The organism is Polaromonas sp. P4_F6 (assembly GCF_056401275.1).
Map to the genome: position 1 here is coordinate 1 of NZ_JBFUJQ010000014.1, position 22,969 is coordinate 22,969.

Genomic DNA, 22,969 nt, shown 5'->3' on the forward strand with positions numbered 1-22,969 from the left:
GGCTCGAGCACCGCAGGTTGCCCCGCAGCGCAGCGTAGGGGACCCAGACTGCGGGTCGCCTTTTCTTTGGTGACTTTCTTTTGGCGAAGCAAAAGAAAGTTACTTGCCGCCGGGCAACCCCGGCCAGCAAGCCTCAGCAAGAAGCCAGCCGTTAAAAAACAAACCTTATGCTGGAAACCAGATAAATTAAGAGCAATATATTCTTTTGCGTTTTAACGCTTGCTCCCCACAATGCTTTGATCAAGCAACCTCAAGGAGCAACCCATGGCCACTCTCAGACTCGGCGACATCGCCCCCGACTTCACGCAAGACTCCACCGCAGGCAAGATTTCCTTTCATGAATGGGCTGGTGATTCCTGGGTGGTGCTGTTTTCGCACCCCGCTGACTTCACCCCCGTCTGCACCACCGAGCTCGGCAAGACCGCGGCGCTGGGCGGTGAGTTCGCCAAGCGCAACGTCAAGCCCATTGCCATCAGCGTGGACCCGCTGGAGTCCCATGGCAAGTGGGTCAACGACATCAACGAGACACAGAACACCACGGTCAATTTCCCCATCCTGGCCGATGCCGACCGCAAGGTGGCCAACCTGTACGACATGATCCACCCGAACGCCTTGAGCACCGGCCCCACGGCCACCGTGCGCAGCGTGTTCATCATCGACCCGAAGAAGGCGATACGCACCACCTTCACCTATCCCGCCAGCACGGGCCGCAATTTCGACGAAATCCTGCGTGTCATTGACTCGCTGCAGCTGACCGACGGCTACAAGGTGGCCACGCCGGTGAACTGGAAGGACGGCGACGACGTGATCATCGTGCCCAGCCTGCAGGACCCGGCCGAAATCGCCCAGCGCTTTCCAAAAGGCTTTAAAGCCATCAAGCCTTACCTGCGCGTCACGCCGCAACCGAATAAATAAGACACACGGGTTCAGGCAGCGTGCGTTTCATCATTGTTCCCGGCTGGCGCGACTCCGGCCCCGGCCACTGGCAAAGCCTGTGGGCCGAGCGCCTGAGCAATGCGGTGCGTGTGCGGCAGGACGACTGGATCACGCCTTCGCGCAAGGCCTGGGTGGCGTCGCTGGCCAACACCATCCTGCTGCAGAACGAGCCGGTGGTGGTGGTGGCGCACAGCCTGGGCTGCATTGCGACCGCGCATTTGCCGCCCGAGGCGGCTGAACGCATACAGGGCGCCTTGCTGGTGGCGCCGGCCGACCCGGAGCGCCGCGCCGTCTTGAGCGACTTCGCCCCCGTGCCTTACCAGAAGCTGCCTTACCGCAGCGTGCTGGTGGCCAGCAGCAACGACCCTTTCTGTCCGGTGCGCCTGGCCGGCGCTTATGCCCGTGCCTGGGGCAGCGAGTTTGTGCGCCTGCAGGATGCGGGCCACATCAACATCGAATCGGGCCACGGCGAATGGCCGCTGGGCATTGCCTTGCTGCAGTCGCTGGCCGGCGACGCTTCGCTCTCGGCGCCGCGGCTTGATTTTTCTTCCCCGCGAATTTCTTCCTCTTCTTCTTTCGGATCCCTGGAAACGGCATGACTTCCCCACAACTCAAAATCGCTCTTGCTGCCCTGGCTTTGGCAACGAGTGGTATCGCCTCGGCGCAAACGCTGCTCAACGGCTCTTACGACGTGGCGCGCGAGTTCTACAAGGACTACAACGCGGCCTTTATCGCCCATTACAAAAAGACCACCGGCAAGGACGTGAAGGTGGACCAGTCGCACGGCGGCTCCAGCGCCATCGCGCGTTCGGTGGCCGACGGCCTGGACGCCGATGTGGTCACCATGAACACCTCGACCGATGTGGACTTCCTGGCCAATGCCGGTGTGGTCGCCAAGGACTGGGTGAAAAAGTTTCCGGACAACGCATCGCCCACCACCTCGACCATGCTGTTCCTGGTGCGCAACGGCAATCCCAAGGGCATCAAGGACTGGGATGACCTGGTCAAGCCCGGCATCCAGGTCGTTGTGGTGAACCCCAAGACCGGCGGCAACGGCCGCTATGCCTACCTGGCCGCCTGGGGTTACGCCAAGAAGAAGGGCGGCACCGACGCGCAGGCCGCTGAGTTTGTCGGCAAGCTCTACAAAAACGTGCCGGTGCTGGGCAAGGGCGGGCGCGATGCGACCACCGTCTTCCTGCAGCGCAATATCGGCGACGTGCTGATCACCTTCGAGTCCGAAGTGCTGTCGGTGAACCGGGAGTTCGGCGAAGGCAAGGTGGACGCGGTGTACCCCTCCATCAGCATCCTGGCGGAAAACCCGGTGGCGGTGGTGGAGCGCACCGTCGCCAAGAAGGGCACGGCAGACCTCGCCAAGGCCTACCTCAATTACCTGTATTCGGACGAGGGCCAGGAAATCGCCGCGCGCCATGCGCTGCGCCCGCGCTCGCAGGCCGTGCTCAGGAAATACGCGAGCACCTTCAAGCCGCTGCAGCTGTTCACGGTGCAGGACGTCTTCGGCAGCCTCGGTGAAGCGCAAAAAGTGCACTTCAACGACGGCGGGCAGTTCGACAAGCTCTACACCGTCAAGTAAGCCAAGCCATGACTGCCTTGTCTTCTGTGGCGCCGCCTTCCGCGGTGGCGCCGGGCATCCCTGCGGGTGGCAAAAGGGCCGCCAGGCGCGTGCTGCCCGGCTTTCGGCTGACGCTGGGCTATACGGTGCTGTACCTGAGCCTGATCGTGCTGATCCCGATCTCGGCGCTGTTCTTCAAGACCTTCACGATGAGCTGGGAGCAGTTCGTCACCGCGGTGACTTCGCCGCGCGTGCTGGCCTCCTACCGGCTTACCTTCGGCGCCTCGCTGGTCGCGGCGCTGGTCAACCTGGTCTTCGGCCTGCTGCTGGCCTGGGTGCTGGTGCGCTACAAGTTCCCGGGCAAAAAGATAGTCGACGCGCTGGTCGATTTGCCTTTTGCGCTGCCCACGGCCGTGGCCGGCATTTCGCTGACGGCCTTGCTGGCCGGCAACGGCTGGATAGGCCAGTACCTGGAACCCATGGGCATCAAGCTGGCTTTCACGCCGGCCGGCGTGGTGATTGCGCTGATCTTTATCGGCCTGCCTTTTGTGGTGCGCACGGTGCAGCCGGTGCTGGAAGACGCGGAAAAAGAGCTTGAAGAAGCCGCCACATCCCTGGGCGCCACGCGCCTGCAGATTTTCACCAAAGTGATATTGCCGCACATCACGCCGGCCTTGCTGACCGGCTTTGCCATGGCGTTTGCGCGGGCGATCGGTGAATACGGCTCGGTCATCTTTATCGCCGGCAACATGCCCATGATTTCCGAGATCACGCCGCTCATCATCATCGGCAAGCTCGAGCAGTACGACTACGCCGGTGCGACCGCCGTGGCCGTGGTGATGCTGCTGGTGTCCTTTGTGCTGCTGCTGGTGATCAACGGCCTGCAGGCCTGGCAGCGCCGCAACGCGGGGGCTCCGGCATGAGTGCTCCTTCATCCCAACCTAACCGCCGCGTCCGCGCCGGCACCACCGAGGCCCCCTGGGTGCGCTACACGCTGACCACCGTGGCGTTGCTGTTTGTGCTGCTGTTCCTGGTGCTGCCGCTGGCGGCCGTGTTCACCGAGGCCTTGCGCAAAGGCTTTGGCGCTTACCTGGCCGCGCTGCGCGAGCCCGACGCCTGGTCGGCCATCCAGCTGACCTTGATCGCCGCCGTGATCGCCGTGCCGCTGAACCTGGTGTTCGGCGTGGCCGCTGCCTGGGCGATTGCCAAGTACGAGTTCCGCGGCAAGTCGGTGCTGACGACGCTGGTGGACTTGCCGTTTTCGGTCTCGCCCGTGGTGGCCGGCCTGATTTATGTGCTGATCTTCGGCGCCCAGGGCTGGTTCGGGCCCTGGCTGCTGGCGCACGACATCAAGATCATTTTTGCCGTGCCCGGCATTGTGCTGGCGACCGTGTTCGTGACCTTTCCGTTCATCGCGCGTGAGCTGATCCCGCTGATGCAGGCCCAGGGCAACGACGAGGAGCAGGCCGCCATCGTGCTGGGCGCGACCGGCTGGCAAACCTTCTGGCATGTCACGCTGCCCAATATCAAGTGGGGCCTGATCTACGGCGTCATCTTGTGCAATGCGCGGGCCATGGGGGAGTTCGGCGCGGTGTCGGTGGTCTCGGGCCACATCCGCGGGCAGACCAACACGCTGCCGCTGCACGTCGAAATCCTCTACAACGAATACCAGTCGGTGGCCGCCTTCGCCGTGGCCTCGCTGCTGGCCATCCTGGCGCTGGTCACGCTGGCCATCAAGTCGGTGGCCGAATGGCGCCACGAGGCCGACATGAAGGCCGCGGCGGACCTGCCGCCCGAGCGCCCACAGGCCATTGCAGGCGCCGCCGCCCGCTAAAGGAACACATCATGAGCATAGAAATCCGCAACGTCAGCAAACATTTTGGCGACTTCCAGGCCCTGGGCGACGTGAGCCTGGACATTGAGTCGGGCGAACTGGTCGCCTTGCTGGGCCCCTCGGGCTGCGGCAAGACCACCTTGCTGCGCATCATCGCCGGCCTGGAAACCGCCGACCGCGGCAGCATCCTCTTTAGCGGCGAAGACACCACCGACGTGCATGTGCGCGAGCGCCAGGTCGGCTTTGTGTTCCAGCACTACGCGCTGTTCCGCCACATGACGGTGTTCGAGAACGTGGCCTTCGGCCTGCGCGTCAAGCCGCGGGGACTCAGGCCCAGCGAGGCGCAGATCAAGGAAAAAGTGCATTCGCTGCTGAACCTGGTGCAGCTCGACTGGCTGGCCGACCGTTTTCCCTCGCAGCTGTCGGGCGGGCAGCGCCAGCGTATCGCCCTGGCGCGCGCGCTGGCGGTGGAGCCCAAGGTGCTGCTGCTCGACGAACCCTTTGGCGCGCTGGACGCCAAGGTGCGCAAGGAACTGCGCCGCTGGCTGCGCCGCCTGCATGATGACCTGCACGTGACCAGCATTTTTGTGACGCACGACCAGGAAGAGGCGCTGGAAGTGGCTGACCGCGTGGTGCTGATGAACCAGGGCAAGATCGAGCAGATAGGCTCGCCGCAGCAGGTCTGGGACCACCCGGCCAGCCCTTTTGTCTACGGCTTCCTGGGCGACGTCAACCTGTTCCATGGCCGTGCCCATGAAGGCGAGGTGCAGCTCGAGGGCCTGCGCCTCAATTCGCCCGAACACGCCGGCGCGCAAGACGCCAAGGCCTTTGCCTATGTGCGCCCGCACGACCTGGATGTGCAGCGCTACGCACCCGGCGCCGAAGGCATCGTCGCCCACCTGGAGCGCGCCATCGTCATCGGCCCGATCGCGCGGCTGGAGCTGATCCCCGCCGAAGGCTACGAACAAAAAGGCAATGTCCCGGGCGACGCCATCATCGAAGCGCAAATGCCCTCGCAGCAGTTCAATGACATGGGCCTGCGCGAAGGCGAGATGCTGGTGGTGACGCCGCGCAAGGCGAGGGTGTTTGTGGAGGGCTAGTTGCCGCTGCGTGCAGCCGGCTGGTGATGCAGATCGAATCTAGCCCGGCTTCACCCAATATGCTGCTGCAAACCTTCGACCAATGCGTCGAAGGTGACACGGCAACGCGGGCTGTGGCGCAGGTCTTCGTGCATGGTCAGCCAGGTTTCGAGCTTGAAGGACAACTCGCCAGGCAGAACCCGCACCAGGGCGGGGTCGCGCGCCGCCAGCGCCGACTGGCACACGCCAATGCCGGCGCCGGCACGTATCAACGCCAGTTGCGCGAGGTCGCTGTCAGTACGCGTGGCAAACGCCGCCCGCTTCCATGCGGGCAAGGCTTTGCGTGCTGAACGCAGAAAGGGTGTCTCTTCGTCAAACCCGATCAGCGCATGCTGCGCCAGGTCCGCTGACGATTGGGGTGTGCCACGCGCGTCCAGGTAATCGCGGCGTGCGTAGAGACCCAGTTCCACTTCGCCCACGCGGCGAGCGATCAGCAGGTCCTGCTTGGGCTGCGTCATGCGCACGGCAATGTCGGCTTCGCGTTGCAGCAGGTCCTGCACGCGGTTGGTCAGCACCAGTTCGATGGTCAGGCCCGGGTGCGCGCGCTGCAGTTGTGCGACGACGGGCGGCAGCACTTCGACACCGATGACTTCGCTCACCGTGACCCGCACCGTGCCGCGCACACCGTCGCCCTGGCTTTCGGCGGCGCGGCGTAAGGCGGCTGCGGCGCTGGCCATTTCTTCGGCGAAGGGCTGCAGTTCCAGCGCAGCTTCGGTGGGCGCAAAACCGGTTTGTGAGCGCGTGAACAGCGCCAGGCCTAGCGATTTTTCGAGTGAGGCGACATGGCGTCCGACGGTAGGCTGTGCCACCCCCAAAGACCGTGCCGCACCGGAGAGCGAACCCTCGTGCAGCACCCCCAAAAACGAACGGTAAAGCTCCCAGCCGGCGTCTTCTTCCATACAAAAATGTATAGCCGTTACCCTGTCTTAGTCAATTCCATTTTGACCCTTCGGGGCCCAGACTTTCCCCATCGCAACTTTTTGGGGAATTGGCATGAGCAGCAGACAAGACAGATCAAGCACAGCACTTGTGCTGGGCGCAACCGGCGGGATCGGCGGTGAAGTCGCCCGGCAACTGGAGGCGGCAGGCTGGCGGGTTCGCGCGCTTAGCCGTGGCGAGCCGCCGCAGGGCGAGCCATGTGGCGGCATCACCTGGCTGCGTGGCGATGCGATGAATCCCGGTGATGTCATGGCTGCGGCCCAAGGCTGCGGCGTGATCGTGCATGCGGTCAATCCGCCCGGCTATCGTCGCTGGGGCGAGCTGGTGCTGCCCATGCTGGACAACACGATTGCCGCCGCCCGGGCGCACGGCGCGACCATCGTGCTGCCTGGCACGGTCTATAACTACGGGCCGGACGCATTTCCCAGCCTCCGGGAGGATTCACCGCAACACCCGCAAACGGCCAAGGGTGCGATTCGTGTGCAGCTCGAGCAGCGCCTCAAGGACGCGACCAGCGACAGTGGCCGGAACGGCTGCCGGGTGATCATCGTGCGTGCGGGTGATTTTTTTGGGCCGAGGGCCGGCAACAGCTGGTTCTCGCAAGGCCTGGTCCAGCCGGGCGCTCCGGTGCGCAGCGTGAAGCTGCCTGGCAAGCCCGGCGTCGGCCACCAATGGGCCTATTTGCCGGATGTCGCGCGTACCATGGTCGCCTTGCTGGCACGGCGTGACGTTCTGCCTGCATTCGCAACCTTCCATATGAACGGCCAGTGGGACGCCGACGGCCGCCAGTTGGCTGAAGCGATCTGCCGTGTCGTCGCACGGCGCGGTGGCCCTGCGCCGTCCGTCAAATCCTTTCCCTGGTGGGCGGTGACGCTGGCCGCGCCCTTTGTCGAGACCCTGCGCGAGCTGCGCCGGATGCGCTACCTCTGGAACACGCCGGTACGCATGGACAACGCCTCCCTGGTGGCGGCGCTCGGTGCGGAGCCGCACACGCCGCTGGACGTGGCTGTGGAGGAAACGCTGCAAGGGCTGGGTTGCCTGGGTGCGCAGGGCTGAGATTTGAGCCATGGTGGCGCCCGTGGTGTCCGCCGTGGCTGATGCAAGTCAGGCTCAGGCTACCGGCTCGTGCCGAACCTCAGTGCCGACCTGGCCCGCGCCCGCTCGGCTTCCACCTCCCGGTTGCGCGGTTCGGCGTTGGTGACCAATGTCCGGATGAGAACCCGCGCAAAGGCCGCAACCTCTTCCACCGCACGGTCAAACGCGGCCTCATTGGCCTTGGACGGCACGTTGAAGCCGCTGAGCTTTCTCACAAACTGCAGCGAGGCGTCACGGATTTCCAGCTCGGTGGCCGGCGGCTCGAAATTGAACAAGGTCTTGATGTTGCGGCACATGGCGGTTTCGCATCCTATTCGGCGGGCTTGATGACCACGGATTCTGCCGAGGCCACAAAAGGCCCATGGTAGACCGCCTCGATGTTGTTGCCGTCCGGGTCCAGCACAAAGGCGCCGTAGTAGCCCGGGTGGTATTTGCGCTCGCCCGGCGCGCCGTTGTCGGTGCCGCCGGCGGCCAGCGCCGCTTCGTAAAAGGCTTTGACAGCGGCCCGGTCTTTGGCCTGGAAAGCCAGGTGAACGTGCGAGGCCGTGCCGTCGGCCTGGTCTATCCAGAGTTCATCGGCCGAGAAATGGCTGTCGGCTTCCTGGATGGCGCCGTCCTTGCCCAAAGATTGCAGCACGGCGCGGTAAAAGCGCTTGCTGGCCGCGAGGTCATGGGCGCGCAGGTGGATGTGGTCGACGAGGCGGCCGCGGTGGAATTCCATCAGGGGTCCTTTCTGTTGTTGTGGCAAACCGCCTGCCGCGGCTTGCAGAAGTGGATGATCCTGAAAATCTACGTCCGCCGCAACAGCCCAGCTGTAGGACAAATGCTGGCCTGTGCGCTTGAAAGAGGGCGAAAAAACCGCGCTCCATGAATTGCAGTCGGGAACTTATGCCGGTCCAGACGCCCGAACCCCTGGACCATTCATAATCCACCCAGAAAAAAGAGGGACCCTGATGTTTTTGACCTATTTCGACGCCATGCCGCGCCGTGTGCTGGTGCTGGTGGCCGCGGCCTGTGTGGCCATGCTGGCTTTTGGCCTTTACCTGCAGCATGTGGTCGGGCTGGAGCCTTGCCCCATGTGCATCGTGCAACGCTATGCGCTGGTGCTGGTGGCGCTGGTGGCGGGCGTGACGGCCATTGCCAAAAGCCGCGGCCTCTTGATGGCCGGTTCAGGCCTGATGGTGCTGCTGGCCGGCTTCGGCGCATTCGTGGCGGCACGCCAGAGTTTTTTGCAGTGGTACCCGCCGGAGATCGCTTCCTGCGGCCGCGATTTTTACGGAATGATCGAGACCTTCCCCCTGAAGCGCGCGATCCCCATGATCTTCAAGGGCAGCGGCGACTGCACCAAGATCGACTGGACCTTTCTGGGCGGCTCGATTGCCAATTGGTCGTTTGTCTGCTTTGTGGTGATTGCGCTGGTGGGGCTGCTGCTGATGGCCCGCCTGGCGCGCAGGCGGTAAGTTCTGCTGCACGCGCCAAGCCGGGATCTCTGCTGTTCAGGCATCCACGACGCGGATGTTGTCCTGGTTCACGGTCACGTTCAAGGTGTTGTTGCCCGGGTCGCGCACCTGGACCGTGATGGAAATCTGTGTCGGATCGGTGGTCTTGTAGACCGTCAGGAGCTGGTAGCCCTCAGGGACCACCTGCACCTGGCCGAATGGAACGCCATTGACTCCCCAGCGCTGCGCTCCCACAGTCACCGCCGTCACGTTCTCCTGATCCGTTCCGCCTACGATATTCACACTGACGTTGGCCATATTTCCTCCTTGGGGTGTTGGCAAAAAATTGCCCTCGTGTTGTTCAAGAGGGTGAAGCCAATTTACGGCGGCGGCCCTGGCAAAGCCATTACGGGGGATTACACCCCGCTCTGGGAAACCGTCATGTCGTTCTGGTTCACCTGCACGTTCAAGGTGAAGTCGCCGTTGTCGGTCACGTCCACGGCGATGGACAGCTGGCGGGGCGCCGTTGTCTTGTAGATCGTGAGGGTGGTGCCGCCGGCGTTGACTTGCTGGGCCTGGCCAAACCGCGCCGTGCCGTTCTCTCCCCACCGCTTGTTGGCCAATGTGGCGGCCGTGACGTTTTCCTTGTCCGATCCGCCCGAAATGTTCACGGTGATGTTGGTGGCCATGTTTCTTCTCCTTCAGGGTTGAAAAATACCCTCGGCTTGGGTCACCCAGCGAAGGAGGCACCAATTTACGGTCGCCGTGACGGGGACGCCATTACAGGGCATTACGCGGTCCCGGGTTATGCGCGATTTCCCGCAAAGCCTGGCGTTCAGGCTTTCAGCTGCAAAAAATCCAGTGATTCGTATTGCGTGAATCCCGCATCAAAAGACACCATGCGGCAACCGGCGGTCACGGCAAAGCTGGCCAGCCAGGCATCGGTCCAGTCGCGGGGGCGAAAGCCCGGGCGGGTGGTGTAGCGGCGCATTTGCGCTTCGGCCGTTGCGGGCTCCGGCAGCAACACGGCGCGCCCGCCGCTTAAATGGGCTTCGTAAATGGCCCATGCTTCTTCGGGTGTATGGGCTGCGGCGCCCATTACGGCGGGTTGGGTCACCAGGCGCAGGAAACCCTGCATGCTGGAGCGGCAGAACGCCAGCGGCGAGGAGGCGCCGGCCCAGTAATGTCTGGCGGCTTCGTGGTGCGTATGCCCGGGGTAGGCCAGCGCCAGCCAGACGTTCACGTCCAGCAGGTCGGGCGCTGTCATCGGATGAACCCGATACGCCGGAGTTTTGCTATGTCTTCCTGCAGCGCCTGATCTTCAAACTGCTCGTTGCTTTGCGCGGGGATGGGCTTAGCGCTTGCATCTGGCAAGCCCTGTAGCCGTTTCAACACCGGCAAGGTGGGGACGGCTTGCTGCGCAAGGTCCGGCGTGGCAGGCATGCGCATGGCCCGCTGAATCAATTCGTTCAGCAGGGATTTCAGGCTTTGGCCGTTCTGCGCTGCGCGGGTTTTAAGTTCCCGGAGCAGGGAATCGGGTAGATCAAGCGTGGTTCGCATCATGGCATTTTAGCATCAATGTGTTTTTGGAATTCGTGCAGTTCAGGTGAGTCAAGGAATATACTGTATTTAAATACAGTATTTATCCGGATTTGAACCTCCCGCCATGCTTTCGCCAACCCCCGCAGCCCGCACCTTGCCGGACTTCGCCAACGCCCATATCTGGCGTGCCGGCGAGTTGGGCGGCGCGAGTGTGCAAACCATCGCCACGGGCTATGCGGCGCTGGACGCCGTGCTGCCCGGCGGCGGCTGGCCGCGCGGGGCCTTGATCGAGCTTTTGCAGCCGCAGGCCGGCGTGCATGAATGGGGTTTGGTGGCGCCGGCGCTGGCGGCCTTGCAGGCCCAGGGCCGTGAATTGACGGTGCTGGTGGGCGCACCCTGGCTGCCTTTCGGCCCGGCGCTGGGGGCGCGGGCGCTGGACATGCGGCGCCTGCTCAGCATCGAAGGCCAGCCCGGCGATGCGCCTTCGCTGCTGTGGGCCACGCGCGAGGCCCTGCAATGCGCCGACGTGCACAGCGTGCTGGCCTGGTTGCCCGATGCGCGCAGCGCGCACCTGCGCCGCCTGCAGATCGCCGCCCATGCGCACCACAAGCTGCTGTTTGTGTTCCGGCCCTTGCGGGCGCAGCAGGAGTCCTCGCCCGCGCCGCTGCGATTGCGGCTGGAGGGCGTGGCCGATGAGGCGGGCAGTTTGCGGGTTGATGTGTTCAAGCGGCGTGGCCCGCCGCTGGCCGCGCCGCTGCTGCTGGACACCCGGCCGGCCCGGCTGGCCGCGCTGCTGGCGGCCAGCCGCGAAAGGGTGCGGCGCCAGCGCGAAGAAGCCGGCGTCCTGGCGCCGCTGCTGCTGCCGTCGCGGGTGGCGCTTCCCCTCAGTTCACCCCAGAGTCCCATCCATGCGTTGCTGGATCGCATTGCGCATCTCGACCACCACTGAGGCGGGCCAGCCGGCTTGCCCCATGGATGCCGCCATGCTGCAGCAGGCGGCGGCCAGCCTGGCGCTGGGCCTGACGCCGCGCGTGGCGCTGGTTGACGAAGCGGTGCTGATGGACGTGACGGGCAGCCTGCGCCTCTTTGGCGGGCTGGCGCGGCTGATGCAGCTGCTGGCGCAGCGGCTGGAGGCTTTTTTTGGCGAGAACGGGCTGCAAGCCGAAGTCCGGCGCGCGCAGGGCGCGACTTCGCTGATCGCGCTGGGCCGCTTGCGTGTGCTGGGCGAGGGTGGGGCCGCCGTCAAAAAACGCGTGGCCGAGCTGCCCATGCACACGCTGACGGCCGCCCGCCCGCACCTGGGCGTGCTCGAGCGCATAGGCTGCCGGACCTGGGACGACCTGCTGCGCCTGCCGCGCGACGGCATGGCCCGGCGTTTCGGCGCGGAACTGCTGCAGGCGCTGGACCGCGCGCGCGGCAGCGCGCCCGACGACTATGAATGGCTGCTGCTGCCCGAGCACTTCGAGGAAAAGCTCGAACTCAACGCGCTGGTGACCCACGCTCCCGCGCTGATGGCCGGCGTGGAGCGGCTGCTGGTGCAGCTGCACGCCTGGCTGCTGGGCCGGCAGAGCGGGCTGAGCGCCCTGAAAATCACCTGGCACCTGGACAAGCGCCGCGACGTGCCGCCCACGGGCGAGCTCGAAGTGCGCACGGCCCAGCCCGCACAGGATTTGCGCCACGTGGCGCGCCTGATATCGGAACACCTGGCGCAGCAAAAGCTGTTGGCACCGGTGCACAGCCTGACTTTGCAATCGCTGGCCACCGAGCTGCTGGCCGACGCGGCCGCCGCCACCGGCAGCCTGCTGATGGAGGCGCGCCGGCAGGGCGACGGCGTGGTGGAACTGGTCGAGCGCCTGAGCGCCCGCCTGGGCGATGCGCGGGTGCGGGCCTGGCAGCCTTGCGCCGACCACAGGCCCGAGCTGATGCAGCGCTGGGTGCCGGCCAGGGGCATGATTGCATCGATCAGCGCGCAGCTTCATCCCGTCCGGCCCGGCCGCAAGCCTTCAAAGGGTTCCAAGGCAGCTTCCAGCAGCCAGCCCGCGGAGGCCAGAACCGAAGCCCTGTACCCGGCCTGGCTGCTGCCCGAACCGATCAAGCTGGCCGCCGCCGGCAACAACCCGGTTTACCAGGGCCCGCTGCGCCGCCTGGCCGGGCCGCAGCGCCTGGAGGCCGCCGAGTGGCTGCTGGCGGACAGCGAGGCCGCGCGCGGCGCTGGCCTCAGCGAAAAGCCGTGGGCGCTGCGCGACTACTTCATTTACCGGACCCAGCAGGGCGGCCTGCTCTGGATATACAGCGAGCGCCTGGGCGCAACGCCCGAGGGCGCACGGCAGCGCGCCTGGTATTTGCACGGCTTTTTTGCCTGAGGCCAGCCGCCATGTCCGCCCACGCGCTGCCCGATTACGCCGAGCTGCATGCCCTGAGCAACTTCAGCTTCCAGCGCGGCGCCTCGCATGCCGATGAACTGGCCGAGCGGGCCGCCGAGCTGGGTTACAAGGCGCTGGCCGTCACCGACGAATGTTCGGTCGCCGGTGTCGTGAAGGCGCATGAGGCGGCCCGCGCGCACGGGCTCAAGCTGCTGCCGGGGGCCGAGTTCCTGGTGCAGGCCGCTGATGCCTTCAGGCTGGTGGTGCTGCCCCACAACGCGGCGGGCTGGGGCAACCTCTGCGAGTTCATCACCGAGGCGCGCCGGGCCGGCGACGCGATTGAGAAGGGTAGCTACCGCGTCACGCTGGCCGAGACCGATTTTTCGCGGCTGGCCGATTGTGAAATCCTGCTCTCGCCCCTGCCCGAAGCCATCCATGTGCAGGCGCTGGGCGCGCACGCCGCTTGGGCGATGCGGCTGTTCGGTGCGGCTGCCTGGCTGGCCGTCGAGCTGCAGCAGGGCCTGGACGACGCGCTGCGCCTGCAGCAGCTGCAGGAGGTGGCGGCGCGCACCGGCATAGGCCTGGTGGCGGCCGGAAATGTGCTGATGCACAAGCGCTCGCGCAAGCCGCTGCACGATGTCATGACCGCCATCAAGCTGGGCCGGCCGGTGCACGAATGCGGCTTTGCGCTGCAGGCCAATGCCGAGGCACATCTGCGCCCGCGCATGCGGCTGGCCGGCATTTACCCGGCCGCGCTGCTGCGCGCCACGCTGGTGGTGGCGGCGCGCTGCAACTTCAGCCTCGACGAGATCCGCGACCTCTACCGCTACCCCCGCGATGACATGGTGCCGCCGGCCGAAACGCCGGCGCGCTGGCTCAGGCGGCTGAGCTGGCAAGGCGCCCAGACACGCTATCCGCAGGGCATTCCGCGCAAGGTCAGGAAACAGCTGGGCTTCGAACTGGCGCTGATTGAAGAACTGGAATACGAGATGTTCTTCATCACGGTGCACGACATCGTGCGCTTTGCAAGGCAGGAAGGCATCCTGTGCCAGGGGCGCGGCTCGGCGGCCAACTCGGTGGTGTGTTTCTGCCTGGGCGTCACGGCCGTCAACCCGGCCGAAAGCAAGCTGCTGTTCGAGCGCTTCATCAGCCGCGAGCGCCGCGAACCGCCCGACATCGACGTGGACTTCGAGCACGAGCGGCGCGAGGAGGTCATCCAGTACATCTACCGCAAATACGGCCACGACCGCGCCGCGATTGCCGCCACCATCATCAGCTACCGCCCGCGCAGCGCGATCCGCGACGTCGGCAAGGCGCTGGCGATAGAGCCGGAACTGATAGACCAGTTCGCCAAGGAGCATTTCTGGTTTGACGGCAGCGAGGTGCTGCGCGAGAAAATCCGCGAGGCCGGCCTGGCGGGCCGGGAAGGGCCGGTGCTGCAGTGGCTGGACCTGTCGGCGCAACTGATCGGCTTTCCGCGCCACCTGAGCCAGCATGTGGGCGGCTTTGTGCTCACGCAGGGCAAGCTCACGCGGCTGGTGCCGGTGCAACCGGCCTCCATGGAGGAGCGCCGCATCATCCAGTGGGACAAGGACGACCTGGAGGCCATGGGCCTGCTCAAGGTCGATGTGCTGGCGCTGGGCATGCTGTCGGCCATACGGCGCTGCCTGGCGCTGGTGAACCAGACCCGGGGCACCCAGCTGCAGATGCATGAGGTCAAGCCTGATGAGAAGACCTACGACATGATTTGCGCGGCCGACACCGTGGGTGTGTTCCAGATCGAGAGCCGTGCCCAGATGTCCATGCTGCCGCGGCTGCAGCCGCGCAGCTACTACGACCTGGTGGTCGAGGTCGCCATTGTCCGGCCCGGGCCCATCCAGGGCGGCATGGTCCACCCCTACCTGAAGAACCGCGAAGCCCAGAGGCGCGGCGAAACCATCACCCCCGAATACCCGGCGCTCAACCCGGCCCTGGAGCGCACGCTGGGCATCCCGATTTTCCAGGAGCAGGTGATGCAGATCGCGATGATCGCCGCCGACTTCACGCCCGGCGAGGCCGACGACCTGCGCCGCTCCATGGCGGCCTGGAAGCGCAAGGGCGGGGTGGAGCGTTTCCACGGCCGCCTGGTCCAGGCCATGGTCAAGAACGGCTACAGCACGGAGTTTGCGGAGCGCATCTTCAGCCAGATCCTGGGCTTCGGCGACTACGGTTTTCCCGAAAGCCATGCCGCCAGTTTCGCCAAGCTGGTCTATGTGAGCTGCTGGTTCAAGTGCCATGAGCCGGCCTGTTTCCTGGCGGCCATGGTCAACTCCCAGCCCATGGGCTTTTACACACCCTCGCAGCTGGTGCAGGACGCCATCCGCCACGGCGTGGAGGTGCGCGCCGTGGATGTGATGCACAGCCACTGGGACTGCACGCTGGAGCCGGACGGTGTGCTGCCGGCCGGCACGCAGCCGGCGGTGCGCCTGGGCCTGCGCCTGGTGGCCGGCCTGCGCGGGGACGCGGCCCTGCGCCTGGTGGCGGCGCGGGCGCAAGCGCCTTTCAGCTCGACCGAGGACCTGGTGTCGCGCGCGCAACTTGGCACGCTGGAAATCAACGCGCTGGCCGCCGCCGATGCCTTGCTGCCGCTGTCGGGCCACAGGCGCCAGCAGGTGTGGGACGCCTCGGCCATCAAGCCGGCGCCGCGCCTGCTCAAGTCCGTGCCCACGCATGAGACCCCGCTGGCGCTGCCCGACACACCCGAGGGCGAAAACATTCTGTTCGACTACCAGGCTACAGGCCTCACGCTGCGGCGCCACCCGGTCGCGCTGCTGCGCGAGCGGCTGGCGCGCAAGGGCCTGCTGAGCGCCAGCGAACTCAATGCCCTGCCTGACGGCGAAGAAGTGGCCGGCTGCGGCATCGTCACCGTGCGCCAGCAGCCGCAAACCGCCAAGGGCACCATCTTCGTCACGCTGGAGGACGAAACCGGGCCGGTCAATGTGATCGTCTGGAAGTCGCTGCGCGAGGCGCAGCGCGCCGAACTGCTGCATTCACGCCTGCTGGCGGTCTACGGGGTGTGGCAGCGCAGCGAGGAAAGCGGCACCGCCAAAGGCTACGGCGCGGTGCGCAACCTGGTGGCGCGGCGGCTGGAAGACCTGACGCCGCTGCTGGGGCGGCTGGGAACCTCCAGCCGCGACTTTCATTGAGGCCGGCCGGCTTGCCGCGCGTGTTCCCGGTGCGCATCGTCCAGCAACCGGCGCACCTCCTCGTCCGTGGCCTGGGGAAAGTCCACATACCACTGGCTCACGGCGCCGAAATAGTCCAGGCGGGCCGGGCAGACGACTTCCGTGCCCTGGTCTTCCAGCTCTTGGCACCCTTGTTCAGAACCGACCGGCACGGCCACCACCAACTGCGCCGGCTGTTGCTGCCGGATCGCCAGCACGGCCGCGCGCAGGGTGGCGCCTGTGGCCAGGCCGTCGTCCACCACGATGACAGTACGGCCCGTGATGCCGGGTGCCGGGCGCTGCCGGCGGTAAAGCTGTTCACGGCGCAGCAATTCGGCTTCTTCCCGGGCCAGCACGGCGGCCACCGCCTGCGGCTGCGGCGCGGCGCCGGGCGGCGGGTTCATCACCCGCACACCGCCGCTGGCGATGGCGCCCATGGCGTATTCCTCATGCCCCGGATAACCGAGCTTGCGCACCACCAAGACGTCCAGCGGCGCTTCGAGTTCCCGGGCCACCTCGCGCCCCACGGCCACGCCACCGCGCGGCAAGGCCAGCACCAGCAGGCCGGGGCGGCCGCGATAAGAGGTCAGGGCGCCAGCCAGCAGGCGCCCGGCATGGACGCGGTCACGGTAGGGCAGTGCGAAGTCCGTCATACGCAGGCTCCGGCAGGCTTTCAGGCCGCTAAAACGGGCCCGGCCGCCTTGCCGGAACGGTTTTATTTTCCTGCGGGAATACCGCGGCCCGCAAGAGGGCGCCGGCGTGAGGCGGCTCAGCGCTGGTGTGCTTCGCCGGTCTCCACACTGCCCTGCTGCAGGGCATGCTCCAGCAGCTTGCTGTAGTTTGCGAGTTTTCTGTACAGCAGGCGCACTTCCAGCATGTTGTGGATGCGCGTCTTGACTTCCACCAGGTCAAAGGGCTTGCTGATGAAGTCCTTGGCGCCGGCTTGCAGGGCGCGCAGCTTGTGGCCCGGCTCCGCGGTCAGCACGATGACGGGCAGGTAGTTGTCGCGGCTGTTCTTCTTGAGTTCCTGCATGACCTGGAAGCCGTCCATGCCGGGCATTTTCAGGTCCAGCAGGATCAGGTCGTAATGGTGCTCGGCGTGCAGCCCGGCGACTTCCAGCGGGTTCATGGTGGCGCTGACGCGGGTGTAACCGGTCTCGCCGAGCAGTTGCCTGAGCAGTTGCACGTTCACGGGCTGGTCGTCCACGACCAGGATGCTTGCATTGAGGATGTCGAATTCGGTGTTCATGGCGTGGTTTCCCCGGCCGCAAGGCGGTCGGTCCTGGCTTTGGCCAGGGAGAGCATCAAGTTCAGCGTTTCCATGAACTCGTTGATCTTGATGGGTTTGGTGAGGTAACGAAAGAAGCCGGCCCGCAGGCCTTTTTCAATGTCGCGGGGCATGGCATTGGCGCTGAGGGCCACGACCGGGATGTGTTTCGTCAAAGGGTCTTCCGACAGGATCTTCATGGCCGTGATGCCGCTGATGCCGGGAAGGTTGATGTCCATCAGGATGAAGTCGGGCAGCGCGGCCTTGGCGATGGCAATGCCGCTGATACCGTCGCGCGCGGACAGCAGGCGAAAGTCCGGGCGCCTGGCGATCAGGTCCTCCACCAGCATCAGGTTGGCGGGGTTGTCCTCGACGTACAGCACGGTGCAGGTTTGCGGGTCCGCGGGCGCGGGCGCGGCAAGCCCGATCGCGAGATTGAGCAGTTCCGGCGAAAATTTCTGCTCGGTGGTGACGTTCATTTCAATCCAGAACATGCTGCCCTTGCCGATCGTGCTTTCCACGCCGATCACGCCGCCCATCAGTTCGACCAGCCGCTTGGTCATGACCAGGCCAATGCCCGTGCCCTGTTCGGTGCTGGCTTCCTGCCCGAGGCGGTTAAAGGGCTGGAAGAGCTGTTCTATCTTCTCGGGCATCAGGCCTTCGCCGGTGTCTTCCACGCAGATGCGTATGCGCCCGGGCGGGGTGTCGACGCACTTGAGCGTCACCTTGCCGCGTTCGGTGTTGTATTTGATGGCATTGGTCAGCAGGTTGATCAGCACCTGCTTGAGCCGCGTGCGGTCCGCATTGACAAAGAGGGGCGAGGTGAAGGCCGGAAAGCTCACGCTGATGCCGCGCTTTTCGGCTTGCGACTCGATCATGGTCTCGCATTCGTGCATGACTTCGGCCAGCGACACCGGCTCCAGCGACAGCGACAGCTTGCCGGACTCGATCAGCGCCAGGTCCAGGATCTCGTTGATCAGGTCCAGCAGGTACCAGCCGGCCTGCAGGATCTGGTCCACGCTGCGCTTTTGCGAGGGCGTGGGCACCGGCGTGCCGGACTCTATCAGCTGCGCGAAGCCCAGGATGGCGCTGAGCGGCGTGCGCAGCTCGTGGCTCATGCTGGAGAGGAAGTCCGATTTGGCCAGGTTGGCCTTTTCGGCCACCGCCATGGCTTCGTTCAGCGCGATCTCGACCTGCTTGCGCACCGAGTTGTCCGTGCCTATCAGCAGGTAGCCGATGATGGTGCCGAAGTCGTCGCGCAGGGCGGTGATGGACACGATGGCCGGAAAGCGGCTGCCGTCCTTGCAGATGTAGGTCAGTTCGTAAATATCTTCAATGCCGCGCGAGGCCTTGAAGGCCAGGGCTTCAAAGCCCGGCGTGATGGGGGTGGCGAGCTCCAGGCTCAGCGCCTGCGCCCTGGCCATCACTTCCTGCGGGTCGTGGATGTCGCTGGGGTTGATCTTGTTGACGACCTCGGCTGCCATATAGCCCAGCATGCGCTCGGCGCCGACGTTGAAGAGCTGGATGATGCCTTTTTCGTCCGTCGCGATGATGGAGAAGTTTTCACTCGTCAGGATGGCGGTCTGCAGCGCGCCCGTCTTGAGCAGCGCTTCCTGGCGCCGGACCTCTATGCCGTCGGCTTTGGCGAGCGCCTCAAGGGCGCTCAGGCTGGTAATGGGTGACATGGGCCATGTTCTCTGTGAAAGTAACGACGATGCCGCGAGGCGCCGGCTGCGGGGCGGCGCGTCCAGGATCCTGGCCGGGGAGGGGGTGAAGTCCTTGGAAAGACTCCGGGAGTATGAGGGGTCGGGCCTTGAGCGGTCTGTTCGGCAGCGCACATAGGGGCCGCCCGGGCCCCGCAATCGCTAGCTGTTTGCCCGCCGGTAGAAGGCCAGCGAGCCGGCCAGCGCCAGCAGCGCGCCACCGCAGGCGCGGTCCATCCAGCGCGTGGCCGAGGCCTTGAGCAGGCGTATCGCGCGCGCGCCCACAAAGGCGTAAGCGAACATGACGGAGAAATCGATGCCCGCGAACAACAGCGCAATCGCGAGGTATTGCGGCGCCTGGGCGGCGGCGGGGTCTATGAACTGCGGCAGCAGGGCCGAGCAGAACAGGTAGCCCTTGGGATTGGTCACCGCCACCAGGAAGGACTTCATGAAAATCGCGCGGCTGCCGTGCTGCGTGCCGGCCGCGCCCTCGGCGGGAATCTCAAAGCCGCCGCGCGAGCGCAGCAGGCGCAGGCCCAGCCAGGCCAGGTAGGCCGCGCCGGCCCACTTGAGCACCGAAAACCAGAACTCGGAGGCGGCCAGCAGCGCGCCCAGGCCCAGGGCCACCGCGCCCACCAGCACAAAATCGGAAACCACCGCGCCCAGCATGCCGGGCACGGAGCGGCGCACGCCGTAGCGCGAGCCGTTGGCCAGCGCCAGCAGCACCGTGGGACCGGGCGTGGCGATGGCCACCAGCGCGACGACGGAAAACAGCAGCAAGGTGGTGGTGTTCATGCGGCGGCTCCACAGCCTTGGGGTTTGTAGACGCGCTCGGTCGAGGGCGGGTATTTCGCGAGAAGGCGCTCGGGGCGGCTGGGCCGCACGGTGAAGCCGCCGCCGCAGTTGGGGCAGACGCCCTTGAGTTTGGTGTCGGCGCAGTCGGCGCAAAACGTGCATTCAAAGGTGCAGATGCGTGCCTCGGCCGACTCGTTGGGCAAGTCCTTGTTGCAGCATTCGCAGTTGGGGCGCATTTGGAGCATGTGAGATCCTGTATGGAGGGGGATTGACCCGATGCTAAAGAAAAACCCCTGCGAGGGAAACCCCGGCCGGGCTAGGACAGCTTCTTGACCAGCACCTGGCTCTTGCGGTCCCAGTTGTACTTGCGCTTGCGGCCTTCAGGCAGCCAGTCCGGGTCCACCTGCACAAAACCGCGCTTGATGAACCAGTGCATGGTGCGGGTGGTCAGCACGAAGATGCTTTGCAGGCCGGCGGCGCGGGCGCGCTGCTCTATGCGTTTGAGGATTTTCTCGCCGTCGCCCTGGCCCTGGCTTTGCGGCGAGACGGTGAGCGCCGCCATTTCCGCCGTTTTGGCTTCGGGGTAGGGGTAAAGCGCCGCGCAGGCGAAGATCACGCCGTCGTGCTCGATGATGCTGTAGTTGGCGGCGTCGCGCTCGATCTCGGTGCGGCTGCGCTTGACCAGGGTGCCGTCGTTTTCAAAAGGCTCTATCAGCTGCAGGATGCCGCCCACGTCGTCGCCGGTGGCTTCGCGCAGCTCCTCGAGCTTTTCATCGACCACCATGGTGCCTATGCCGTCGTGCACGTAGATTTCCAGCAGCAGCGAGCCGTCCACCGCGAAGGGCAGGATGTGGCTGCGTTCCACGCCGGCCTTGCAGGCCTTGACGCAGTGCTGCAGGTAAAAGCCGGTATCGGTGGGGCGCTCGCTGTTGGGCAGGGTGGCCAGCAGCTTTTCGGCGGCGGCCAGCGGCAACTCGGTGTCTATGGGGTTGTCCTCGCTCTCGGGCTGGTCGTGGTGTATGCGTATGCCCGGGATTTCGGTCAAAAAGATCAGCTTGTCGGCCTGCATGGCGATGGCCACCGAGGTGGCGACCTCTTCCATGGTCAGGTTGAAAGCCTCGCCGGTGGGCGAGAAGCCGAAAGGCGAGAGCAGCACCATGGCGCCGAAATCCAGCACCCGGCCTATGGCGGCGGTGTCCACCTTGCGCACCAGGCCCGAATGCTTGAAGTCCACGCCGTCCAGGATGCCGACCGGGCGCGCGGTGATGAAGTTGCCCGAAATCACCCGCACCGTGGAGCCGGCCATGGGGGTGTTGGGCAGGCCCTGGCTGAAGGCCGCCTCGATCTCATAACGCAGCTGGCCGGCGGCCTCCTGGGCGCTGTCGAGGGCGACCTCGTCGGTGATGCGCATGCCGTGCGAATACTTGGCCGTGTGGCCCTTGGCCTTGAGCTGCTCGTTGACCTGCGGCCGAAAGCCGTGCACCAGCACGATTTTCACGCCCATGCTCTGGATCAGCGCCAGGTCCTGGGCGATGTGCTGCAGCTTGCCGGCGGCGATGGCCTCGCCGGCCAGGCCCACCACAAAGGTTTTGCCGCGGTGCGTGTGGATGTAGGGCGCGACCGAGCGGAACCAGGGCACAAAGGTGAAATTGAAGACGGCGGACATGGGCGCGCTTTCGGGTCGTAAAGGGCAGGGCGGGAGCAGCCGGGGGCGGGGCGGTCGGAGGTGAAACCGGGCCTCCTGGCACCGCTGTCCCCGGCAAACGGAAAAAGTCCAGTGAGTGTAAGGGAGACAGGGCGCAGCATGAAGGCGGAGCCCCGGGCGGCCTACGCCTTTTGGTGCTTGGCGAAACCGGGTCCGGCGGGTATGGTCAGGGGGTTATGGATAAATATGCGATCGGGTTCTGGGGCTGCTATTTCGGATCAGCCGGCCTGATGCTGGCCGGTTCGGTATTTGCCTATATCCGGTCCCTGCGGCGCATCGCCATCAATGCCGCCGCCTCGGCCCTGGCGTCCACTTTTTTTGTGATCGCCTTTCTGGGTGCCCTGCCCATAGGCGGCGCCGATACGCTGGACCGCTTCCTGGCCCATGTGGCCAGCCTGGTGTCGGTGTTGCTGGCCTACCTGCTGTTCTCCATCCTGGGCATCTTGCGCAGCCCTTCGTCCCAGCGGCGCGCCTTGCTGCTGCTGGCGGGCGTCGCGGCCCTGGTTATCGCGCTGGGCTGGGCCGTGAGCCCGCAGCAGTCCCTGATGCTGAGCCTGGCCGCGGCCGCGCTGATGGGTTTTGTGGCGCTGGCCCTGAGCCTGCGCAGCGCCCTGCGCGGCGACCGCCTGGCCTGGGTGGCGGTGGCGGGAGTGGCTTTCATGCTGGTGGCCATCGTGGGCTTGAGCTGGGCGGCGCTGGACCGTGCCCATGTGCCCTGGCAGGCCCATGCCGTCAGCGCGCTGGCGGGCACGGCCTATCTGGCCACCATGGCGTCGGTGCTGTGGATACGCTATTCCTACCTGATCGAGCTGAACCAGGCCATGGCCTACGGCCCCAGCTATGACCCCGTCACCCGCATGCGCTCCAACAGCGAAACCAACAATATGGTGAACGGGGCTTTCAGGGATTACCGCGACAAGCCGGTGCCGCTGGGTGTCATCGTGGTGTCCATCGCCAACCTTTATGTGCTCGAAAAACTCTACGGCCTGGCCGCCGTCAACCATGCGCTGTTTGTCTGCGCCGGGCGGCTGCGGCGCACCGTGCCGGCCCATGTGGAGATGGGGCGGCTGGGCGAGGACGGTTTTTTGCTGCTGATGCGCAACTGCCACGACAGCGGCGACCTGATCCACCTGGCGCGCCGTGTGCAGGCCGCCCTGACGCGCACCGTGGCGCTCAACACCAGCCTGGAAGCCGGCACGGCGGCCGGCCAGCAGACACCCTGGGCGGCGGAAGTCGGCCTGGGCGTGCTGCGGGTGTCCAAAACCGATGCGCGCGCCTCCTCGGCGGTGGGCCTGGGGCGCGGCATGTCGCGCGCGGCGCTGGGTTATCCGAGCCGCATTGCCTGGTTTGACGAGGGCAGCGGGGAGATCGTCGATATGCCGGTGCTGGCGGCCTGAGCCGGTACCGCGGCTCCTGCGGCGCGCGGGGCCTTGCGGAAG

25 protein-coding genes are annotated in these 22,969 nt (G+C 65.6%); 12 read left to right on the forward strand and 13 right to left on the reverse strand.

Going from position 1 to position 22,969, the window contains the following annotated elements:
* Window positions 1-264 precede the first annotated feature (264 nt).
* Genes AC1DUN_RS22675 through AC1DUN_RS22700 form a run of 6 tightly spaced genes read left to right on the forward strand, consistent with a single transcriptional unit; the run spans window position 265 to window position 5,440 of the window.
* Window positions 265-915 (forward strand): peroxiredoxin, encoded by a 651-nt coding sequence (locus AC1DUN_RS22675; RefSeq protein ID WP_477715957.1) that lies wholly within the window; start codon window positions 265-267, stop codon window positions 913-915.
* A gap of 20 nt (window positions 916-935) precedes the next feature.
* Window positions 936-1,535 (forward strand): RBBP9/YdeN family alpha/beta hydrolase, encoded by a 600-nt coding sequence (locus AC1DUN_RS22680; RefSeq protein ID WP_477715958.1) that lies wholly within the window; start codon window positions 936-938, stop codon window positions 1,533-1,535.
* Window positions 1,532-2,527: a sulfate ABC transporter substrate-binding protein gene (locus AC1DUN_RS22685; RefSeq protein WP_477715959.1), complete on the forward strand. Its 996-nt coding sequence runs from the start codon at window positions 1,532-1,534 to the stop codon at window positions 2,525-2,527. The genes AC1DUN_RS22680 and AC1DUN_RS22685 overlap by 4 nt, the downstream gene beginning before the upstream one ends.
* An 8-nt stretch (window positions 2,528-2,535) precedes the next feature.
* A complete protein-coding gene (cysT, locus tag AC1DUN_RS22690) occupies window positions 2,536-3,429 on the forward strand; it encodes a sulfate ABC transporter permease subunit CysT (protein ID WP_477701048.1) in 894 nt (297 codons plus the stop codon).
* A complete protein-coding gene (gene cysW, locus AC1DUN_RS22695; RefSeq protein ID WP_477715960.1) occupies window positions 3,426-4,340 on the forward strand; it encodes a sulfate ABC transporter permease subunit CysW in 915 nt (304 codons plus the stop codon). The genes cysT and cysW overlap by 4 nt, the downstream gene beginning before the upstream one ends.
* A gap of 11 nt (window positions 4,341-4,351) precedes the next feature.
* Entirely contained in the window at window positions 4,352-5,440 is a 1,089-nt protein-coding gene (locus AC1DUN_RS22700) for a sulfate/molybdate ABC transporter ATP-binding protein (protein ID WP_477715961.1), read from the forward strand.
* A gap of 50 nt (window positions 5,441-5,490) precedes the next feature.
* Here the strand turns inward: AC1DUN_RS22700 and AC1DUN_RS22705 are convergent, their stop codons facing one another.
* Window positions 5,491-6,378, reverse strand: a complete 888-nt coding sequence (locus AC1DUN_RS22705; protein WP_477715962.1) for a LysR family transcriptional regulator — start codon at window positions 6,376-6,378, stop codon at window positions 5,491-5,493.
* A 94-nt stretch (window positions 6,379-6,472) separates the two neighbouring features.
* Here AC1DUN_RS22705 and AC1DUN_RS22710 point away from each other — a divergent pair, with 94 nt between their 5' ends.
* A complete protein-coding gene (locus tag AC1DUN_RS22710; protein WP_477715963.1) occupies window positions 6,473-7,474 on the forward strand; it encodes an NAD-dependent epimerase/dehydratase family protein in 1,002 nt (333 codons plus the stop codon).
* Between the two features lie 59 nt (window positions 7,475-7,533).
* Here AC1DUN_RS22710 and AC1DUN_RS22715 read toward each other — a convergent pair whose 3' ends face one another.
* Window positions 7,534-7,809, reverse strand: a complete 276-nt coding sequence (locus tag AC1DUN_RS22715) for a DUF2277 domain-containing protein (protein ID WP_477715964.1) — start codon at window positions 7,807-7,809, stop codon at window positions 7,534-7,536.
* A 14-nt stretch (window positions 7,810-7,823) separates the two neighbouring features.
* Window positions 7,824-8,234: a VOC family protein gene (locus tag AC1DUN_RS22720; protein ID WP_477715965.1), complete on the reverse strand. Its 411-nt coding sequence runs from the start codon at window positions 8,232-8,234 to the stop codon at window positions 7,824-7,826.
* Between the two features lie 232 nt (window positions 8,235-8,466).
* Between AC1DUN_RS22720 and AC1DUN_RS22725 the strand changes: the two genes are divergently transcribed.
* Window positions 8,467-8,973 (forward strand): disulfide bond formation protein B, encoded by a 507-nt coding sequence (locus tag AC1DUN_RS22725; RefSeq protein WP_477715966.1) that lies wholly within the window; start codon window positions 8,467-8,469, stop codon window positions 8,971-8,973.
* 36 nt (window positions 8,974-9,009) lie between these two features.
* Here AC1DUN_RS22725 and AC1DUN_RS22730 read toward each other — a convergent pair whose 3' ends face one another.
* From AC1DUN_RS22730 to AC1DUN_RS22745, 4 genes are all read right to left on the reverse strand, one after another.
* On the reverse strand, window positions 9,010-9,270 hold the full coding sequence (locus AC1DUN_RS22730) for a hypothetical protein (protein ID WP_477663028.1): 261 nt from the start codon (window positions 9,268-9,270) through the stop codon (window positions 9,010-9,012).
* Between the two features lie 98 nt (window positions 9,271-9,368).
* Complete coding sequence (locus tag AC1DUN_RS22735) at window positions 9,369-9,641, reverse strand: hypothetical protein (protein WP_007865292.1); 273 nt, start codon at window positions 9,639-9,641, stop codon at window positions 9,369-9,371.
* 146 nt (window positions 9,642-9,787) lie between these two features.
* Window positions 9,788-10,219 (reverse strand): TA system VapC family ribonuclease toxin, encoded by a 432-nt coding sequence (locus tag AC1DUN_RS22740; RefSeq protein ID WP_477715967.1) that lies wholly within the window; start codon window positions 10,217-10,219, stop codon window positions 9,788-9,790.
* Window positions 10,216-10,515 (reverse strand): hypothetical protein, encoded by a 300-nt coding sequence (locus tag AC1DUN_RS22745; RefSeq protein ID WP_477715968.1) that lies wholly within the window; start codon window positions 10,513-10,515, stop codon window positions 10,216-10,218. The genes AC1DUN_RS22740 and AC1DUN_RS22745 overlap by 4 nt, the downstream gene beginning before the upstream one ends.
* A gap of 103 nt (window positions 10,516-10,618) precedes the next feature.
* On the opposite strand from AC1DUN_RS22745, the gene imuA reads away from it, so the two are divergent.
* The 3 genes from imuA to AC1DUN_RS22760 are packed head-to-tail and all read left to right on the forward strand — an operon-like array spanning window position 10,619 to window position 16,042.
* On the forward strand, window positions 10,619-11,443 hold the full coding sequence (gene imuA / locus AC1DUN_RS22750) for a translesion DNA synthesis-associated protein ImuA (protein ID WP_477715969.1): 825 nt from the start codon (window positions 10,619-10,621) through the stop codon (window positions 11,441-11,443).
* On the forward strand, window positions 11,403-12,857 hold the full coding sequence (locus AC1DUN_RS22755) for a Y-family DNA polymerase (RefSeq protein ID WP_477715970.1): 1,455 nt from the start codon (window positions 11,403-11,405) through the stop codon (window positions 12,855-12,857). Before imuA ends, AC1DUN_RS22755 begins: the two co-directional genes overlap by 41 nt.
* Before the next feature lie 11 nt (window positions 12,858-12,868).
* Window positions 12,869-16,042: an error-prone DNA polymerase gene (locus AC1DUN_RS22760; RefSeq protein ID WP_477715971.1), complete on the forward strand. Its 3,174-nt coding sequence runs from the start codon at window positions 12,869-12,871 to the stop codon at window positions 16,040-16,042.
* Here the strand turns inward: AC1DUN_RS22760 and AC1DUN_RS22765 are convergent.
* The 6 genes from AC1DUN_RS22765 to argA form a co-directional block, all read right to left on the reverse strand.
* Window positions 16,036-16,713 carry a phosphoribosyltransferase gene (locus AC1DUN_RS22765; RefSeq protein WP_477715972.1) on the reverse strand — a complete coding sequence of 226 codons (678 nt, stop codon included), beginning with the start codon at window positions 16,711-16,713 and terminating at the stop codon, window positions 16,036-16,038. The genes AC1DUN_RS22760 and AC1DUN_RS22765 overlap by 7 nt on opposite strands.
* A gap of 116 nt (window positions 16,714-16,829) precedes the next feature.
* Complete coding sequence (locus AC1DUN_RS22770) at window positions 16,830-17,309, reverse strand: response regulator (RefSeq protein WP_477715973.1); 480 nt, start codon at window positions 17,307-17,309, stop codon at window positions 16,830-16,832.
* The gene (locus AC1DUN_RS22775) at window positions 17,306-19,012 is read right to left on the reverse strand and encodes a PAS domain-containing hybrid sensor histidine kinase/response regulator (RefSeq protein WP_477715974.1); all 1,707 of its coding nucleotides are present in this window, start codon (window positions 19,010-19,012) and stop codon (window positions 17,306-17,308) included. Before AC1DUN_RS22775 ends, AC1DUN_RS22770 begins: the two co-directional genes overlap by 4 nt.
* 180 nt (window positions 19,013-19,192) lie before the next feature.
* A complete protein-coding gene (locus AC1DUN_RS22780; protein WP_477715975.1) occupies window positions 19,193-19,825 on the reverse strand; it encodes a LysE family translocator in 633 nt (210 codons plus the stop codon).
* On the reverse strand, window positions 19,822-20,070 hold the full coding sequence (locus AC1DUN_RS22785) for a DUF1272 domain-containing protein (protein WP_477715976.1): 249 nt from the start codon (window positions 20,068-20,070) through the stop codon (window positions 19,822-19,824). The genes AC1DUN_RS22780 and AC1DUN_RS22785 overlap by 4 nt, the downstream gene beginning before the upstream one ends.
* Before the next feature lie 71 nt (window positions 20,071-20,141).
* Window positions 20,142-21,491, reverse strand: coding sequence for an amino-acid N-acetyltransferase (argA, locus tag AC1DUN_RS22790; RefSeq protein WP_477663036.1), 1,350 nt, complete (start codon window positions 21,489-21,491; stop codon window positions 20,142-20,144).
* A 215-nt stretch (window positions 21,492-21,706) separates the two neighbouring features.
* Here argA and AC1DUN_RS22795 point away from each other — a divergent pair, with 215 nt between their 5' ends.
* Complete coding sequence (locus tag AC1DUN_RS22795; RefSeq protein WP_477715977.1) at window positions 21,707-22,927, forward strand: GGDEF domain-containing protein; 1,221 nt, start codon at window positions 21,707-21,709, stop codon at window positions 22,925-22,927.
* Window positions 22,928-22,969 lie beyond the last annotated feature (42 nt).

What these genes read in the sequence shown, in the direction of transcription:
- AC1DUN_RS22675 (WP_477715957.1), top strand. Translation starts at nt 265, where the DNA reads ATGGCCACTCTCAGACTCGGCGACATCGCCCCCGACTTCACGCAAGAC.
- AC1DUN_RS22765 (WP_477715972.1), bottom strand. Translation starts at nt 16,713, where the DNA reads ATGACGGACTTCGCACTGCCCTACCGTGACCGCGTCCATGCCGGGCGC.
- AC1DUN_RS22725 (WP_477715966.1), top strand. Translation starts at nt 8,467, where the DNA reads ATGTTTTTGACCTATTTCGACGCCATGCCGCGCCGTGTGCTGGTGCTG.
- AC1DUN_RS22755 (WP_477715970.1), top strand. Translation starts at nt 11,403, where the DNA reads ATGCGTTGCTGGATCGCATTGCGCATCTCGACCACCACTGAGGCGGGC.
- AC1DUN_RS22710 (WP_477715963.1), top strand. Translation starts at nt 6,473, where the DNA reads ATGAGCAGCAGACAAGACAGATCAAGCACAGCACTTGTGCTGGGCGCA.
- AC1DUN_RS22700 (WP_477715961.1), top strand. Translation starts at nt 4,352, where the DNA reads ATGAGCATAGAAATCCGCAACGTCAGCAAACATTTTGGCGACTTCCAG.
- AC1DUN_RS22785 (WP_477715976.1), bottom strand. Translation starts at nt 20,070, where the DNA reads ATGCTCCAAATGCGCCCCAACTGCGAATGCTGCAACAAGGACTTGCCC.
- AC1DUN_RS22775 (WP_477715974.1), bottom strand. Translation starts at nt 19,012, where the DNA reads ATGTCACCCATTACCAGCCTGAGCGCCCTTGAGGCGCTCGCCAAAGCC.
- AC1DUN_RS22720 (WP_477715965.1), bottom strand. Translation starts at nt 8,234, where the DNA reads ATGGAATTCCACCGCGGCCGCCTCGTCGACCACATCCACCTGCGCGCC.
- AC1DUN_RS22745 (WP_477715968.1), bottom strand. Translation starts at nt 10,515, where the DNA reads ATGATGCGAACCACGCTTGATCTACCCGATTCCCTGCTCCGGGAACTT.
- AC1DUN_RS22770 (WP_477715973.1), bottom strand. Translation starts at nt 17,309, where the DNA reads ATGAACACCGAATTCGACATCCTCAATGCAAGCATCCTGGTCGTGGAC.
- AC1DUN_RS22780 (WP_477715975.1), bottom strand. Translation starts at nt 19,825, where the DNA reads ATGAACACCACCACCTTGCTGCTGTTTTCCGTCGTCGCGCTGGTGGCC.
- AC1DUN_RS22760 (WP_477715971.1), top strand. Translation starts at nt 12,869, where the DNA reads ATGTCCGCCCACGCGCTGCCCGATTACGCCGAGCTGCATGCCCTGAGC.
- AC1DUN_RS22685 (WP_477715959.1), top strand. Translation starts at nt 1,532, where the DNA reads ATGACTTCCCCACAACTCAAAATCGCTCTTGCTGCCCTGGCTTTGGCA.
- imuA (WP_477715969.1), top strand. Translation starts at nt 10,619, where the DNA reads ATGCTTTCGCCAACCCCCGCAGCCCGCACCTTGCCGGACTTCGCCAAC.
- AC1DUN_RS22740 (WP_477715967.1), bottom strand. Translation starts at nt 10,219, where the DNA reads ATGACAGCGCCCGACCTGCTGGACGTGAACGTCTGGCTGGCGCTGGCC.
- cysT (WP_477701048.1), top strand. Translation starts at nt 2,536, where the DNA reads ATGACTGCCTTGTCTTCTGTGGCGCCGCCTTCCGCGGTGGCGCCGGGC.
- AC1DUN_RS22730 (WP_477663028.1), bottom strand. Translation starts at nt 9,270, where the DNA reads ATGGCCAACGTCAGTGTGAATATCGTAGGCGGAACGGATCAGGAGAAC.
- AC1DUN_RS22705 (WP_477715962.1), bottom strand. Translation starts at nt 6,378, where the DNA reads ATGGAAGAAGACGCCGGCTGGGAGCTTTACCGTTCGTTTTTGGGGGTG.
- cysW (WP_477715960.1), top strand. Translation starts at nt 3,426, where the DNA reads ATGAGTGCTCCTTCATCCCAACCTAACCGCCGCGTCCGCGCCGGCACC.
- AC1DUN_RS22735 (WP_007865292.1), bottom strand. Translation starts at nt 9,641, where the DNA reads ATGGCCACCAACATCACCGTGAACATTTCGGGCGGATCGGACAAGGAA.
- argA (WP_477663036.1), bottom strand. Translation starts at nt 21,491, where the DNA reads ATGTCCGCCGTCTTCAATTTCACCTTTGTGCCCTGGTTCCGCTCGGTC.
- AC1DUN_RS22715 (WP_477715964.1), bottom strand. Translation starts at nt 7,809, where the DNA reads ATGTGCCGCAACATCAAGACCTTGTTCAATTTCGAGCCGCCGGCCACC.
- AC1DUN_RS22795 (WP_477715977.1), top strand. Translation starts at nt 21,707, where the DNA reads ATGGATAAATATGCGATCGGGTTCTGGGGCTGCTATTTCGGATCAGCC.